This is a genomic window from Bacillus sp. J14TS2, assembly GCF_018333015.1.
Classification (GTDB): Bacteria; Bacillota; Bacilli; order Bacillales; family Bacillaceae_C; genus Lederbergia.
This window is the reverse complement of sequence record NZ_BORE01000035.1, coordinates 1-16622: the sequence shown is the minus strand read 5'-3', so window position 1 is coordinate 16622 and position 16622 is coordinate 1. Positions and strand designations below refer to the sequence as shown.

Genomic DNA, 16622 nt, shown 5'->3' with positions numbered 1-16622 from the left:
CCCTTAATTCCCATTCTCCTTTTTTTTTGCAAAGAGACGATATATAACTGAATATTCAGTTATATATCGTCTCTCGTAGAAAACAAATCACTTGACTTTATTATCGCTTTTTTATGCAACGCTAGTGTAGTTTCCTTAACAATGGTAAAATCATTACAAATGAACTTAGAAATGGGAGGGTAATATTTGAATACATTCATACAAGGAAGAACTCTTTCAAGTCAATTCTATAGGGAGATTATCCAACCTTTATTAGCGAACATCCCTCATGATGCTGTTTTTGTTGGGGAGGGATCTGATGTTTTAGGCTTCGATCAGCCAATCTCGACAGATCATGATTGGGGGCCACGAGTAACTATTTTTGTTTCCGAGAATAATGAAATCCAACTGATCCGGAACAGAATTTTAGCAAATTTACCAGAAAGGTTTCTTGGATATTCTACCTCCATAGATGAGGATACGAGCAATATTCAAGTTATTACTGCTAAGGAATGGCTACAGAACAATCTAGGTATTAAAGATATTCACGCTTTATCCTATGATGATTGGCTATCTTTTCCGCAACAGCACTTACTGCAATTTGTCGGCGGGATTTCCTTCGCAGATTCTCTTGGTGATTATAAAAAGGCCAAACAAATTCTTTCATGGTATCCTGATGATGTGTGGCGGTGGACCATGGCTTCACAGTGGTATTTAATTTGGGCAAATGAACGACTGATACAACGTACTGTACAAGCCGAAGATTATTTAGGATCTCAACTCATTGTGCAAAAGATAGTTCGATATATTATTGAAATGTGGTTTTTACAAAATAAACAGTACAAACCTTATGATAAATGGCTTGGTTCAGTCTTTGGGAAAATAACAGGATCTAACTTTTTCAGAGAAAAATCCTGGGAAGTTTTTTCTAGTGATGATAAGGATAAACAAATTGAATTACTGCAACAAATGCTTGTTAGATTAGGGGAAAACCACAATAGACTTGGATTTTCTATGGTGATTAAACCCCAAATCGTTTCTTATGAGGTCGGAATAAATCATGCAGTCCGTCCTTACAAAATATTCAATTCTAGCGCCTATAAGGACGCTTGTACCGAAAGTATTGAAGATCCAAATTTACAAAAACTAATTTCTGTAGGAACTGTTGATCAAATGACCAATGTGTCTGATGCAATGATTAATTTTTCAGATTGGCCAAAGATCCTCCGAGAAGGTTATGCAAAAACACTTTCAAAATCCCGGGTGAAAAAAGAGTAGAATACTAGTCACTACTTGAAGATTGAGTATTAAATGAAATGGATCGCCTGCCCACGAATTCTGTCGATGTAATCATCGGACCCACGCTAGCCCGAAGAAGTTTTTCAATAATCCATCCACCTCCTGTTGCATGGCGTGGGCTTTAATCTTTATTTACATTCTCTTAGTAAATACATAATTAACCGGGCCGGTTAATAAAGCTGGACCTGTTAAGTACATCCGCAGTCTATTATCCTCATTAACAAATCTTACTTGAAATGGCAGTGACTGAACGTCGAATACATGTAATGATCTTGGAATTAACAATGATTGTTTCCATGTATGGGGAAGGCCATCTGCAATTAAATTTCCCGATTGAATTTGTAGCGAACAGTCCTTTATCCCTTTCAGCTCTGCAGAGTATGTCCCAACTACATGATGGAAATTCTGTTCGTTCACAGCGCTTCCATCTTCTTCGCTAATGCCTAGAAATGCGGCTATCTCATCAGTATAGTCAGACCAATTACCATCCGTGTTGTTAATAGCAATTTTTGGACATTCTAAGTCCTGAAAGGCCTGATCAATTATTGAACGGTAGTCTTGCCAATATGTAACCATACCTTTAAATCCAATTAAACCTTTGGATTTTCCATAAGGTGATTGAGTTGCGGCACGAACAAAGTTGTTTTCCGTATCTTCACCTCTTCGGGTGCAGATTTTTTCGAGTGCTGCTCCAATATCACTTTGGTAAAAGTAAATAATATGCGGATTTAACGGTTTTATTATTCGCTCCACATCCTTGACATATTGCACAATCTCCTGCTTTGGAACCTCAAATGGAAATAAACTCCATGTTAAATAACCAAAAAGGCAGCTATCAACAATAATAATATCAGAAGATGACTGAACTTCGACAACAAATTCGTTCCAGCTTTTTAAAGCTAGAGCTATCACTTTTTGATAATTTCCGCTCGATAAATCATCAATAATCTTCTGCATTGCTTTATTATCATCATACACATAAACTGGGTGTCCTTGCTCTTCTTCGTACCACCACTTATGTTTATACCCCATCCTATCCAAACTTTTTGAAATAGATTGTGCAGTAGTGGATTTTCCCGAACCGGGAATCCCCTCAACCATTATTAATTTGGTAGCTTCCATCAAATCACTCCCTATTAAAAATAATATTAGCACTCTCAGAGGCAGAGTGCTAATATTATCATTCCATCTGTTATGGAGCCTTAAGCCTTAAGACTTAAGATTAAAGGCATCTGCTAATAATTCATATGATTTATGCCGTGAATTTTTTTCGGTCAACATATCCAAGATCATGATCTCATCCACCATAGCCTCTGTTGCGAGTTTCTTGAGTTTCTCCGCTACATTTCCCACATTCCCGACCACAAAACGACCTTTATTTTCTTGGCGCACTGCTTCCTCCTGAGCTGTATATCTATGAGAACTTGCTTCTTCAAGTGTTGGCGGAGCATGATGAAACGCACCTGTTCCCCATCTTACCCATTGTAATTCTGCTGGCCCTGCTAGATATTCAGCTTCTTCCTCAGTCTCTGCTGCAATCACAATCAGGCTTAGGACACTATTCGGTTCCTGCATAAAAGCGGATGGATTAAAGTTTTTACGATAAGCCCGCAACATTGGAACAGCTAACTGCGGTGAAATATGTGCTGCAAAAACAAAGCCAAGTCCATAGTGAGAAGCAAATTGCATTCCCCCATCACTGGAGCCAAGCATATAAATATCCGGAATCAACCCCTTATCCGGGGAAGGTGTAATATTTTTGAACGGATGATCATTTGGAAAATCATGCGTTAAAAAGGAAAGTAATTCATCTAATTGTTCTGGAAAATCATACGTTGTAACTGCTTCTCTTGAACGTCTTAATGCCAGTGCGGTCAGACCATCCGTTCCAGGAGCTCGTCCGATTCCCAAATCAATTCGCCCAGGATGCAATGCCTCCAATAAGGAAAAATTTTCCGCTACCTTTAGTGGACTATGATTCGGCAACATGATTCCGCCAGAACCGATATGAATATTTTTTGTAACAGCCGCTGCATGAGCGCTTAATACATCCGGAGAGGTACTCATCTGATGCTTGGTGTTATGATGTTCCGCAAACCAGTAGCGTGTATAGCCAAGGCAATCGGCCAGCTGTACTAGATCCGTAGAACTTTGCAATGTTTGCGTGGCTGACTCCCCATTATACATAGTCGCTAAATCTAAAATGGATAATTTCAAATCTCCATTTACTTGGTTACTTGCCATCGTCAATCAATCCCTTCTTATTTATCCCGGTGCAACAGTCCGTAAGACTCCCACTTCAAGACTAGGAAATTTCAAAGAAGTCTAAGCGGAGGATAACGGACGCTAACACCCCGATAAGTCTCGCTAACCATCAGTGTGGGATGAAGAAACCCCCTACTGATGGCAGTCTCGCGTTATTTGTATGACTGAAAATAACCTTAGAAGTTGGATCAAAAACTTTTTCATACAAAATTTAGTTAGTTTACTAATAAACTCTACTCAAAAAATCAAGATTAAGAAATGTTTTCCAGCATTTGTTGTAATAAACGCCGCAATAACATGCGTTCCTCTGGTAAAATCCCGTCCAACAATTTCTCTTGCTGCTTTCCCCAAACCTCCTGAATCGGTTGCTTTAAAGCTCGACCTTCCGAGGTTAGGTACACTCTGCTTACCCTTCCGTCTACAGGATCACGTTTACGATAGATTAACCCATACTCTTCAAGTTTTTTCAACATATTCGTTAGAGTGGGAGGTTCACACCCCATACGTTTACTCAACTCGAACTGTGTAATTCCTTCTTCCATCCAAAGTTGGCATAGTGCATGTTCTTGACCAACATGAAGATTGAATTCTTGCAGTAAACCCGAGTAATTACGACGTGTTTGCGAGCATAATTTACCAAGGAGCTCTCTAATCTCAGCATCAACCATATACTTTACCTACCTATTTTTTATTTAGCAACCTAAGTATATTCCCACCATTTATTCAAGTCAATTTACGTACTATTCATCATCACTCAACAGCACCTTAATCCGGTTTTCACCCTCGAAACGGTTAAGTGGGGGGAGATGGAAAATCTCCCACTTTATTAACCAGCTATAAGAATCACAACAAAATATGCTGCCATCGCAATTAAACCAACAGGAAACGCAAATCGCGCATATTGTAAACTAGTAATTTTCAGCTTTCCTGCAGCAATAATATTTGGTATATTTCCAGGAATGAGCATCCCTCCACTAACAAGGAGCCCGAGTAATAGAGCCTTAATGGTTGCTTCGCTCATAGCTGGACTTACTTCAGCTGCAGCAAGAGTAGCATTGTCCAGTACAGCAGAAATCATGTTAATCCAGTATAATGCAAGTGGACTCAAATCAAGCAGGAATTTTTCAATGAAAGGTTGGAAGCCCGCTCCCAAAAACGTCAAGGCCATAACGAAAATGTAAATTTTTAAACTTCGAATAATAATTTCACCATAGGACTCTGTTTCGGAGTGGGAATCATCTTTCATTCCCGTTTGAATTTCACCATTTTCCTGATTCGCATGTTCGGCTGATTTGGCTTTTGGCTTAATCATCAATGCGGCAAGGATTCCGAAAACAATTACTCCGGGAATCACATAGATTCCAACTAATTTGAATAAATAAAGAAAGCTTTCATTCAAACTTCCTACAACAATGGTTGACAATGGTTCACCAATTGGCGTTAACACAGCTCCCATTCCAATGGCAAAGCAAGCAAGGATCACAAGTCTAATTTCAGATTGGCGATCAAGCTTGAGTACACTGATGACAGATACGAGAATAACGGCCGCAACAATAGCGGTAATCAAGCTTGAAAGTAGTCCCAGCACAATTACAAGTAAAGCAATAAACAACCGAAAGTTAATAGCATTACTCATCCCTACAATGCCCTTTTCAATAGGCGCTTTAAACCAACGAAATAGAAGACCCGCGACTAGTACAGCTATGGTAATGTTTATTGGATGAAGCAATGCCTCCTTAATCAGAGGCCAGTCCATTACTTGGCTAACTAATACAGATAAAACGCCCATAATAAACAAGAATACTTCTAAGTTTCGTTCTACCAACTTCGTAAACGGAAGCAACAGAACCAATAACAATATGATCGTTAATCCAATAATGACGAACATAAACATCTCTCCCTTTCCATCAAAATCCTCTTATTATAGAGACACTCAAGTCTCCTCTCCCATTCCTCCTTCCACCAGAAATAAAAACAAAAAAGAGCCTGTCTACCAAAGGGCATAATTTCCCCTTGGTGACAGACTCCTCCTAAAAATTCACATTATATTCAAGTTTATATTGGTTTTAGTTTACCATATGATAACTGGCTTGGCAAAGCTTTTTTAAATAGAATACATTAACTTGCATCCGAAGTATACTTAGTTATTTCTTCGGTACTACTGCGATCGTGCATCTCGAGACACAGATAAGCTGTCCCTCTTCATCACGAATTTTCACATCCCAAACCATCGTACTTTTTCCATGATGAAGGACCTCTGCGGTTGCTGTGACTTGTCCATCTTGCTTGGCTCGAATATGATTCGCATTAATTTCTAGTCCAAAGCAAATTTCTTTCGCAGGATCAATGAGCTGAGCAGCCCCGTAGCTGGCGACCGTTTCAGCAAGCGCAACTGACGCCCCGCCATGCAAATAGCCAAAGGGTTGAATCGTCCGTTCATCAACTGGCATGGTGGCAATGATTGCCCCCTTTTCTACCTCAAGAAAGTGAATCCCTAAATTTTCAACTAATGTTTGCTTTTTCATCTTCAACACCTCTCTATTCATTGTATAATAAAACCCCCAAAATATTGGGGGAATAATGGTCGATCAAAAAAATTTATATTAATATCCATACGGACCTGCGCCACCATAACCACCATAAGGTCCGTAACCCGGGGCACCACCATACGGGCCACCAGGTCCGTATCCATATGGGACAGGACGTGGTGGATAAGGCGGTGGATAATAAGGCCGTGGACGGAAAACCGCATTCGCAATTCCTCCGCCTAGTAAGCCGCCTACAAATCCACCAATAAGCGGAGCGCCAAAGAAAAAGCGTTGATCTTGATAAGGCTGGGGTCCTCGATAATAATGCATTATTTAGTTACCTCCTTTGTCGATACAGAACTTCTCTACTTTTCTAAGCTTACACTTAGCCAAAATAGGGCAGAGACTGAAAAGCGCCTCCTTCTATTCTTTATATGCGACAAAAGCGGAACTGGTTTGGGCATTGTCCTATTTCATAAAATCATGCCTACATGCCAACTAAATTTCGAAGATCACAGTCTAAACAAATCGGGGATAAAGTGAAACTTCATTCAGTAGTTTTTTTCCATCCCCCACTGAATGGTTAAGGATCAAAGTCTAAATTCGCAACATCCTGTTGGCAGACTCAAATGCGACGTCCTGTCGCTTCGTCTGCACTAGTTAGTACATCCTATACATCGCTACGCCCTTTGTGACCTGCGTCCTGCCGGCCTGAACCAATCGGGTATTACTGGCAGTTGTCCTCCTCTCGTTTTTACCTCGAATTCTTGAAGTTGGGGGTCTTACTGCAAGTTAATTCGAGATAAAATAACACTTTCCTAATGTTGAAGTTTATTCTTTCGTCCCGTGATTTTCCACAAGTAAAGCAAGGGTACGGACCATCACCCCAGTTGCCCCTGAAGGACCTAAGGAATGAGCTTTATTCGTAGTGGCGGTCCCAGCAATATCAAGATGGACCCATGGCGTGCCTTCTGCGAACTCGCCAATAAAAGCGCCCCCCATGATCGCATGACCTTCCCTGCCAGGTGAATTATTTAAATCCGCAATCGTGCTGGAGCGTACGCGTTTTTTATCTTGCTCTGTATAAGGCAAACGCCAAATGAATTCCCCAGAAGCTTTGGAAGCAAGCAATACTTCATCAAATAGCTCCTCATGGTTTGCCAAAGCACCGGTTTTATCTAGACCTAAGGCGACGATCACACCCCCTGTTAAAGTAGCCACATCAATAAGATAATTGGCTCCATGTTGTTTAGCGTATGTCATCGCATCCGCTAAAACTAATCTGCCTTCTGCATCTGTATTTAATACCTCGATCGTTTTTCCGTTCATGGAGGTAATTACGTCATCAGGTTTCATGGCGTCCCCACTGATCATATTATCTGTAGCTGGGATAACAGCGACAACATTTTGTTTTGGCCGTACCTTTCCAATTACTTCCATGGCTCCTAGAACAGCCGCCGCTCCCCCCATATCCGTTTTCATCCCAACAATGCCTGTTTTCGGTTTCAGTGAATAACCGCCAGTATCAAAGGTCACACCTTTTCCAACTAGGCCAATCACGTCATCCCATTCTTTCTTACCTTGATATTTCAACACAATCATATAAGGTGGTTCAACTGAACCTTGGTTGACAGCAAGAAGTGCTCCCATGCCAAGCTTCTCCATTTCCTCCCGCTCTAAAATTTCTACCTCTAATTCCACTTCTTCAGCTAATGCTCTTGCATAAGCTGCTAAATCAGCCGCTGTTAATAAATTCCCAGGCGTATTAACGAGTGTTCGTGCTGAATTGGTTGCTTCACCATAAACCTGACCAACCTGTAAAGAGGATTCAATTTCTTCAGCTGAATTCTCTGTATACACATCAATATTCTCAATTTCCACATCTGGTTCATTGGATTTTTGCTTATACCCTTTAAACGCATAGGTTGATAATGAATAAGCCTCCCCAACAGCAAAAGCCGCTTCCATTACACTGATCTTCGCGCTTGTAAAAGAATCCAGATCAATGGCAAAAGAGTGAATTCGTAAATCTTGAATTTTTTTACTGGCTTGACCGAGTGCTGTTTTTATATCTGCTTCAGCTTTTTCCCTGCCTAAACCAACAAATAAAAGTCGCTTACTTTTTATTTTTCCAAATGTATGTATGAGCGAAAGCGCCTCATGTTTGGCTGATATATCACCTGATTTCACTAGCTCTGTTAATTGGCCATCCAATGCCTCGTCAAGTGCCTTAAGCCTTCCCGCGAATTTTTCAGGTTGGTCCCATAACCCAACCACCAGACATTCCTGCTGGCCTGTAAATAGATCCTCATGTTTCACTGTAAACATATACATACCTCCTTCCAATCAATTATACCTAATGAATGAAAGGGATTGAATTAGAAGGACTTAGCAGCAAGAAAAAACGCCGGATTTATGGTATTTACGGTTTTACATTTTTTCTCGCATAACGTTATGATCAGACGATTCATCGTTACGTTTTTCAATGCTTATTTCGAACAACGTTACGATCGACCGCTTCACCCTTACGTTTTTTAATCCTTCTTTCGAACAACGATACGGCCAGGCCCTTTACCCTTACGCTTTTTCATGATGCTCACGATTAACGTCACTGCCACACCCTTCGCCGTTCCCCTCTTTCTCGTTTCATCCTATTTCGGGCACGGCCCCCCTTCTCGCCGTTCCCCTTTTCCTCGTTTCTCCCTATTTTGGGCACGGCCACTCCCTTCTCCATCCCCCTTTTTCTCGCTTCCCTCTATTTCGGGCACGGCCACTCCCTTCGCCGTTCCCTTTTTCCTCGCTTCCCCTTTTTTCAGGCACGGCCACTCCCTTCGCAGTCCCCCTTTTTCTCGCTCATCCTATTTCAGGCACGGCCATCCTCCTCGCCGTTCCCTTTTTCCTCGTTTCTCCCTATTTCGGGAACGGCCATCCTCTTCGCCATTCCCCTTTTCCTCGTTTCTCCCTATTTCGGGCACGGCCACTCCCTTCGCCGTTCCCCTTTTTCTCGCTTCCTCCTATTTCGGGCACGGCCACACCCTTCGCCGTTCCCTTTTTCCTCGCTTCCCCTTTTTTCAGGCACGGCCACACCCTTCGCCGTTCCCCTTTTTCTGGCTTCATCCTATTTCGGGCACGGCCATGCGATTTCGCTCCCCTCCCAAATGAGATTTAGCCACCTAATAAAAAGTCAATCCTTCCCTGCAGTATTTATAATTCTTTCTTAGAATATTTTGTGGTATGATAAAGTGAAACTTCATTCCCGATTGACCTAAATTATACAAATCGAGGATTTACTAGCATTTGACTCCCGCTTAAACTCTTGAAGGGGGAAACTTATGCCAATTAATAAATTGAAACCGTCTACTTGTGATGGAAAGGATGTCATGGATGAGTCTCCTTCATAATTATCCGCTTTGGATTGCGATATCTGCGATCTTTTTTGCACAGTTTGTAAAAGTACCGCTGCAGTTTATTGTGACAAGAAAAGTAAATTGGAAATTAATTACTTCCACTGGAGGCATGCCTAGTTCCCATTCTGCGGGAGTGACGGCTTTAGCGACAAGTGTGGGAATTGATTCTGGCTTTGACTCAACCTTGTTTGCTATTTCGGCTGTTTTCGCTACGATCGTCATGTATGATGCAACAGGCGTTCGCAGACAAGCTGGGGAGCAAGCAGCTGTCATTAATCGGCTACGAGTTGATTTTCAAAATATGATTTCCGATATACAAGCTTGGCAAGGTAGAACAGCCAAACAAAAGCAGGAAGAATTTCAACATTTAAAAGAATTACTAGGGCATAAACCAGTGGAAGTATTCTTTGGTTGTGTAACAGGGATTCTTTGGGCCATTGTGATCTATAATTTGTTTGAATTATTATAATTTAATAGCCCTCTGGTTTTATAAAAGTTCAACCTTCATCAAAAAAAGATCTGTCGCACCCTCTGCAAAGGGCGAGACAGATCTTTTTATTTATTTTTTTTCAAGAAATTTTGCCGGAATACTTGAATGGATTCTTCTTCATTCAAAGATGCTAGTGTTTCTTCCGTCAACTTCCCATCGCCTTCTTCAATAATAAACACTTCTACCGTTTGCTTTCCCCATTCATTATAAACATCGTCCACAGTTTGATAATACAAATCAATCTTATTGCCTTTTATTTTCGAACCCGTATCCGCGACAACTCCATATCCATAGCCTGGAATAAAAAGGATGGTTCCTAGCGGAAAGACATCCGTATCTGCTGCGATCGTAGAATAGACATCTCTTGTGACCTCAACCCCTGAATAGGTGATGCCATAAGAAGGATGATCAGGCTCTTTTCCTGTCGATTCTACTCCAGCTGTATAACCAGTGGCAACTACTTCTTTACTCGGATATTTGGACCAATCTTGTTTATCAAGGTCTTCCAGCTGATTTATATCTCGAAGGATATTTCCATGATATGTATCAGACTCTTCTAGCTTCTCTGTTGTGTCCTTCATGGCCGACATTGTAATTTTTGGATGCTCTTGTGGTTGAGGCGCTGAATGTGTTGTCCACATCATAGCCAATGATTTCATTTGTATCCCCGTTAAAAATTCGATTGTCGTGATAAGTGCTAATGAAAATAAAAGCACCATACACGTTCTTTTAATGAATAATTTCATCTTTATTTTATAACACTCCTCTCAAACTATATCTTTTCCCAGTTTGAGAGGTTTTAATCATAAAATGAAACTTCAATCAGTGGCATTTTCTTCCATCCCCATTGATTTGCCCCAAATCATGACATCTATCGCATCACTTGTTGTACGTCAAAACGCCTCTATGACCTGTGTCCAGCGGGGGTGAATCAATCCGGATCCCAACGGTAGGGATTACTGACCGTTAATGTTGGAAAAATTGACCAAAAACCGCTTTAGTCTTCTCAAAAGCCTCTAGATTTCACTCATTTAGTTCAAAATTTTATGATTGATAGGGCAGGTAAATCGCCATTTTAGTCCCATTTCCAACAGAGGATTCAACGTCTATTTCTCCACCATGCAACTCGACGATTGCCTTGGCAATGCTCATGCCTAAACCAAGACCATCTTCTTTTTCACTGGTATTCGTCCCTCTATAATAACGAACAAACAAATTTTGCACAAAGACCTCATCCATTCCTTTGCCATTATCCTCAATTTGGATACGCGCCATCTCTTGATCTGCTACAATTCTAACAACAATCTTCGTATGAGGAGGATTATGCTTAATTGCATTATGAATCAGATTATCCAACACTCTTGTAAACCATTTCGGATCCAAATCAATATAGAGTGGCTGATCAGTCCCAACAAACTCCATTGAAAAATGAGCAAGTGTAAGATCCGCTTTAAATTTCGCCGTGATTTTCTTTACATATTGATTCAACTCTAGTTCTTGCTTTTCCAAATGAATCACACTATTTTTCAATTGAAAAACCAAGGAAAAATCATTGACAAGCTGGAGCATATAATCACCTTTGTTGCGAATCACTTTGCCAATCTCTTCAAGCTCATGCCTAGAAAAGTCATATTTATTGCTTTCTAGCATATGTCCATAACCTTGAATTGTCGATAAGGGCGTACGCAAATCATGTGAGATCCCCGCCATCCATTCTTCCCTTGACCGCTCAAGCCTTTCCCTTTCCACCTCTGCCTTATTCAACTTCTCAGCCATCCGATAAAAGGAGTGAAACACTTCTTGATATAGGCGATAGCGGTACTTTGTTTTTCCTTTTTTCTTGAACAGTCGTTTTTTCTCTTTTTCTGTCAATACTTCATCATAGCGTTGATTCTCCATCCGCTCCAACCAATTGACAAACAAAATTAATGGACGACCATAGCGATAGCCATTCCAAGCAGAAAAGAAAATCGTCACAAGCAAGCTCACTACAATCGAGATGATTAAAATTTGTGCTTCTTGATCAGAAAACAACCAAACCGGTTTTTCTGCCTCTTTACTAGGTACATGCAATACCCATGATATATTGGAAGCAGGATCATTATAAACCTTTACCTGTGTCGGATGCTTCCCTGGCTCATAAATACGACCAATCAATTCTAATGCATTCCAACTTTGCTCTTCACCCTCGCCAATTGTCTGGACCAGTTCCCCACCATCAAAGATTTGCAAATAGCTATCCATTTCCTGTAATTCAATTTCGAGAGCAGGGAGAGCTTGTTCCGGCACCATGCCCTCATGACTATAAGCAGAAAACCATTCTCCAAGCATTTCCTTATCATTATGCTGGAAGCCAAACACATAGTAATGCTTCCCATACAACCACGAATCATAATTGGTTCGGATCGGGTAATGATCAATTTCTCGGTTCTCTTCCATTAAAAACAGTTCATTAACCGTGTAGGACGTTGGTAAAGAGGCTGGTGTATGAGCAGAATAAATAACGCGACCATCCTTATTCATAATTTGCATCCACATATCATTTTCCGCTAATAAGTCTGACCATTTACGATCTAGTTTTACGGTATCATTCTCAATAACAGCTACGGTTGGAATCGCCTCTACTAAACCATCTGCTGTATTTGTGTTTAACTCATCTTGCGTCATTAAATTGGCTACTAAAATAAGCAAAAAAACAAATAATAAAAAGACGGAAATGAATAGAACAATAAATTGAATAGAAAAATGGAAAGCAAGCCTTCTTTGCAGTTTCATGAGGAGACTTCCTTTACGAGCTTGTAACCTAGTCCACGCACAGTAAGCAGAAAGATCGGACTGCTAGGATCTGGTTCAATTCTTTCGCGAATTCTGCGAATATGAACCATGACCGTATTATCATCTGCCATATGTTCATAGCCCCACACCGCAGTAAATAGTTGCTCCTTCGATAAAACACGATTCGGGTGTTTGCAAAAATAAAGTAACAATAAATAGACTTGGGCCGGACACGGCACAATTTTCCCTTCGACAAGTAAGTCCCCTGTTTCCTCATCTAAAATAAAGTGCCCGAAATCATGTCGCTTTTTATGATGTCGAATGGGAGAAGTCCTCACGTCTTGCTTTCTTCTTAGTTGCGCTTTAATGCGAGCGACAATTTCAAGCGGGTTAAATGGCTTTGTCACGTAGTCATCCCCGCCTTTATCAAACCCTGTTAAAACATCAAAATCAGTTATCTTTGCGGTTAAAAATAACACATATGCATCCGAATATTCACGGATTTTCTCACATAAATCAAAACCATTTGCATCAGGGAGCATAACATCTAAGACAATAAAGTCGATTGCTGCTTTTCGAACCCACGCCATTGCTTCCTCGCCTGTCTCTGCTTTATATATATGGGTAAATCCTTCTTTTTTTAACACCATTTCAACCATCTGCATGATTGCTACTTCATCGTCCACTAATAAAATCGGACTGTCTTTCATAAGTCTCACTCCTTCTCCCTCATCCTAGCATAAGAACCTTTCTTATAGTTAAACAAGTTGTCGTAAGAATTAAGGCAATGGTAAGGTTCAGGTTGCTTCCTGGTTAATTCCTTCTCTTATGATGAAGATAGGATCAAATGTTTTTAGGAGATGGATAAATGAAAAATAAAAAGAGTAGAGTTCAAGCTATTGATGGGATTCGTGGATTTAGCCTATTAGGCATACTATTAGCAAATCTGTTGATTTTTCAGTACGGTATTTGGGGAAAGGATGAAATGGAATTCTTCACGCTCTCCCCCATGGATTCCTTTCTGAATGAATTTTTACGGATTTTTGTAGAAGAGAGCTTTATGCCGATTTTCACTTTTCTATTTGGCTATTCGATGATGATGTTGAAAGAAAATTTGGAAGAGAAAGGGTTGAAGATAAAACGATATTTTGTGCGGAGATCCATTTTTTTGTTGGTAGTAGGCGGCTTACATGCAACATTTTTATGGGAAGGGGATATTTTAACTTTTTATGGTATTATGGGCTTTTTCCTTTTACTGTTTCTCAAACGCAAACAAAAGACCATTCTCGTTTGGGGCATCCTGCTTTCCTCCTTATTACTGCTATTTGTCGGGATTGGTGCTTTTATAGATGGCGGGCAGACTGAACTTGCTTCTCCCCAAAAATTAGCACCTTATATTGAAAAGACCAATGATATTTACGGAACAGGTACCTATCAAGAAATCAAATACCATCGTAATCATGAAGCTCCTTTAGAAGAGGATTTCTATTTCTTGCTGTTTGTAACCTTATTTTCTCCGATTTTCACAGCGCCTATGTTTCTCTTTGGCATGTATGCAGCAAAACGCAAACTATTTTTCAATCCATTAAAGGAGAAAAAACTTTATAAATATGCTGCAGCCATTCTGGTTCCTGTTGGGCTCGTCTTAAAAACCATATATCAGTTCTTCCCAGAAACAAGCTGGTCAGAATTGGCCATTACACTCGGCGGACCATTGCTTGCAGTCGGATATATTTTCAGTATGGCGCTTTTATACTGCCAAAATTGGTCAGGGGAACTGCGTAAACTATTGGAAAGTGTAGGAAAATTATCCCTGACGAATTATATATTACATACAATCGTCTGTACAACCATTTTCTATGGGTATGGCTTAGGACAATTCAGCAAAATGGGCATCGGCTTCAGCATCCTTCTCGGCCTTGCCATCTTTGGATTGCAAATGTTCATTAGTCACTATTATTTAATTTATTTCCGTTCTGGCCCACTTGAGATGATCAACCGCATCTGGACCTATTTCTCTTGGACAGGAAGACTGAAAAAACGAAAAAAGCAGTCGAAAGCTGCATAAAGTGAAATTTCAACAGGGGATTTTCTTCCCTACCCACTGATTTGAGAGGATCGAAGGATAAATTCACGCCGTCCTGGTGACAGGCTCAAAATACGACGTCCTGCACATCGGATGGCTTTTGTGACCAAAAGCCTGTTATCAGGCCATTACAGCGCCTCTTCAGCGACGAACAAATTTAAAGGGTTCTAAGGAAATAAAAGAAACACGATGAACCCATAAAGGCGAATCGATGTTGACTTATCCTAGAAAGAAACCATAAATTTGCTAGGCGCTGGAGCTAAGTAAATTTTACTTATTAGGATACCCCATCGTAAAATGAAATTGATATCCTATTTTTTGACAAAGGGAGGGATAAATATATTGAAGACGAACGATGTTTCCATCAGAAAGATGAAACATACTGATTTTCAGCTAATGGCACAATGGCTAAGTACAAAAGAGGTTCTGGAATTCTATGGAGATGTGAATGCCCCATTTACTTTGCAACAGGTGAAGGATAAATACGAACCGAGAGTGAATGGCGCAATTCCTATCATCCCTTATATTGTTGAATTAGACAACATGCCCATAGGCTTTATACAACAGTATAAACTTAGTAAAGAAGAACAAGAAAAATTGGACTATCCTGCACATTTCAATATATATGGAATGGATCAATTTATTGGTATCCCTTCGCTTTATAACAAAGGGATTGGAGCAATCATGGTTCGTCTAATGCTGGATTATATAGCTCATCATACCGATGCCGAGATCATTCTTTTAGACCCTGCTGTGTCCAACATAAGGGCAATAAGATGTTATGAAAAATGTGGATTCATGAAAGTGAAAAAAATAAATGATGAGGCGAATTGGTTAATGGAATATAGAAGGAGGTAGGTAATGTGAAAAGGGCGCATAACGCCAAAAGACCACTCTCCCCTTTTGGCGTTCTTTTGCTAATGATGCTAGTAATCTTTCAATTTCAAAGTCTCAAGCTGAAAGTTTAGGATTGACCAGCAATGTGTCAGCATCTATTTATCGACCCTCATTTAAAACATCCGGTAACCTTTTGCCCTGAGAATGCGCATAGTAAAACCGGATAAAATCGCTCCGACAAGACCAGCACATAGAATTGTAATATCTGCTGGGGCCAGATTCGTCAAATTCTTTCCTAATTGCGAGAAAGCTGTTTTACTATTTGTAAAATATTGACTGAACGGCAATGTATTTATAATCAATAATGCAACAACCGGATACACAAGAGCCATGACCCATGTCATACGCAATAGCATGTTTAGGATAAATCCAATCCCGAAAAAGAGCACAAAGAAAAGTAACATTGAAATAATTAAAACTGGTAAACTCATGGATGGCACAGATATTTCCCCCTTATTTTACACTATCTTTCAGTTTACTGAATCTAGCAGAAAGCGTCAATCGGAATTACTTGTAAAGGAAAAAAAGCGCAAGCGCTCGTTTAGCGACGTACAAACTTTCATAGTAAGGATGAACAGCTAAAAACGCGCCGTCCTGGCGGCAGACTCAAACGCGACGTCGTATCGCTTCGTCTGCACTAGTACCTCCTGTACGTCGCAACGCTGTTCTGACCTACATCCTGTAGACCTGAGATAAAGGATACATGAAATGCGAAAGACGGCTGATTAGGAGCGACAAGCAAATGTTCCTGAAACGAAGAAGGGTGACTTTCCCCTTCTGCGATTCAGGGTTATTTTGCGGAACATCGGTTAAAGGCTCGACGTCCTGTCGAAACACCGATGGACTCGCATCCTGCGAGTCTCTCGCTCCTGCCGTCTGTAGCTAGACAGCACGGC

15 protein-coding genes are annotated in these 16622 nt (G+C 40.5%); 4 read left to right on the top strand and 11 right to left on the bottom strand.

What is annotated here, in order from left to right:
• Positions 1-186: 186 nt before the first annotated feature.
• A complete protein-coding gene (locus tag KI375_RS26740; protein WP_212976410.1) occupies positions 187-1257 on the top strand; it encodes a DUF4037 domain-containing protein in 1071 nt (356 codons plus the stop codon).
• A gap of 153 nt (positions 1258-1410) precedes the next feature.
• Here KI375_RS26740 and KI375_RS26735 read toward each other — a convergent pair whose 3' ends face one another.
• From KI375_RS26735 to KI375_RS26705, 7 genes are all read right to left on the bottom strand, one after another.
• Positions 1411-2400, bottom strand: a complete 990-nt coding sequence (locus KI375_RS26735; protein WP_212976409.1) for a P-loop NTPase family protein — start codon at positions 2398-2400, stop codon at positions 1411-1413.
• Positions 2401-2487: 87 nt separating this feature from the next.
• Positions 2488-3522, bottom strand: coding sequence for an LLM class flavin-dependent oxidoreductase (locus KI375_RS26730; protein WP_212976408.1), 1035 nt, complete (start codon positions 3520-3522; stop codon positions 2488-2490).
• 272 nt (positions 3523-3794) lie between these two features.
• Positions 3795-4211: a MarR family winged helix-turn-helix transcriptional regulator gene (locus KI375_RS26725; protein WP_212976407.1), complete on the bottom strand. Its 417-nt coding sequence runs from the start codon at positions 4209-4211 to the stop codon at positions 3795-3797.
• Positions 4212-4369: 158 nt separating this feature from the next.
• The gene (locus KI375_RS26720) at positions 4370-5431 is read right to left on the bottom strand and encodes a DUF1646 family protein (protein WP_212976406.1); all 1062 of its coding nucleotides are present in this window, start codon (positions 5429-5431) and stop codon (positions 4370-4372) included.
• 256 nt (positions 5432-5687) lie between these two features.
• Positions 5688-6068, bottom strand: a complete 381-nt coding sequence (locus KI375_RS26715) for a PaaI family thioesterase (protein ID WP_244853119.1) — start codon at positions 6066-6068, stop codon at positions 5688-5690.
• 78 nt (positions 6069-6146) lie between these two features.
• Complete coding sequence (locus KI375_RS26710) at positions 6147-6401, bottom strand: hypothetical protein (protein WP_212976404.1); 255 nt, start codon at positions 6399-6401, stop codon at positions 6147-6149.
• A 501-nt stretch (positions 6402-6902) separates the two neighbouring features.
• Positions 6903-8399 carry a leucyl aminopeptidase gene (locus tag KI375_RS26705; protein ID WP_212976403.1) on the bottom strand — a complete coding sequence of 499 codons (1497 nt, stop codon included), beginning with the start codon at positions 8397-8399 and terminating at the stop codon, positions 6903-6905.
• A gap of 1056 nt (positions 8400-9455) precedes the next feature.
• Here KI375_RS26705 and KI375_RS26700 point away from each other — a divergent pair.
• Positions 9456-9947, top strand: a complete 492-nt coding sequence (locus KI375_RS26700; protein WP_212976402.1) for a divergent PAP2 family protein — start codon at positions 9456-9458, stop codon at positions 9945-9947.
• Positions 9948-10033: 86 nt separating this feature from the next.
• Here KI375_RS26700 and KI375_RS26695 read toward each other — a convergent pair whose 3' ends face one another.
• From KI375_RS26695 to KI375_RS26685, 3 genes are all read right to left on the bottom strand, one after another.
• Positions 10034-10714 (bottom strand): 3D domain-containing protein, encoded by a 681-nt coding sequence (locus KI375_RS26695; RefSeq protein WP_212976401.1) that lies wholly within the window; start codon positions 10712-10714, stop codon positions 10034-10036.
• Between the two features lie 298 nt (positions 10715-11012).
• Positions 11013-12743 (bottom strand): sensor histidine kinase, encoded by a 1731-nt coding sequence (locus tag KI375_RS26690; protein ID WP_212976400.1) that lies wholly within the window; start codon positions 12741-12743, stop codon positions 11013-11015.
• Positions 12740-13453 carry a response regulator transcription factor gene (locus KI375_RS26685; protein ID WP_212976399.1) on the bottom strand — a complete coding sequence of 238 codons (714 nt, stop codon included), beginning with the start codon at positions 13451-13453 and terminating at the stop codon, positions 12740-12742. The genes KI375_RS26690 and KI375_RS26685 overlap by 4 nt, the downstream gene beginning before the upstream one ends.
• A 158-nt stretch (positions 13454-13611) precedes the next feature.
• Here KI375_RS26685 and KI375_RS26680 point away from each other — a divergent pair, with 158 nt between their 5' ends.
• Positions 13612-14811 (top strand): DUF418 domain-containing protein, encoded by a 1200-nt coding sequence (locus KI375_RS26680; RefSeq protein ID WP_212976398.1) that lies wholly within the window; start codon positions 13612-13614, stop codon positions 14809-14811.
• A 360-nt stretch (positions 14812-15171) separates the two neighbouring features.
• Positions 15172-15687, top strand: a complete 516-nt coding sequence (locus KI375_RS26675) for a GNAT family N-acetyltransferase (protein ID WP_244853116.1) — start codon at positions 15172-15174, stop codon at positions 15685-15687.
• A 152-nt stretch (positions 15688-15839) separates the two neighbouring features.
• Here KI375_RS26675 and KI375_RS26670 read toward each other — a convergent pair whose 3' ends face one another.
• Positions 15840-16157 carry a YuiB family protein gene (locus tag KI375_RS26670; protein ID WP_207448054.1) on the bottom strand — a complete coding sequence of 106 codons (318 nt, stop codon included), beginning with the start codon at positions 16155-16157 and terminating at the stop codon, positions 15840-15842.
• Between the last annotated feature and the right edge of the window lie 465 nt (positions 16158-16622).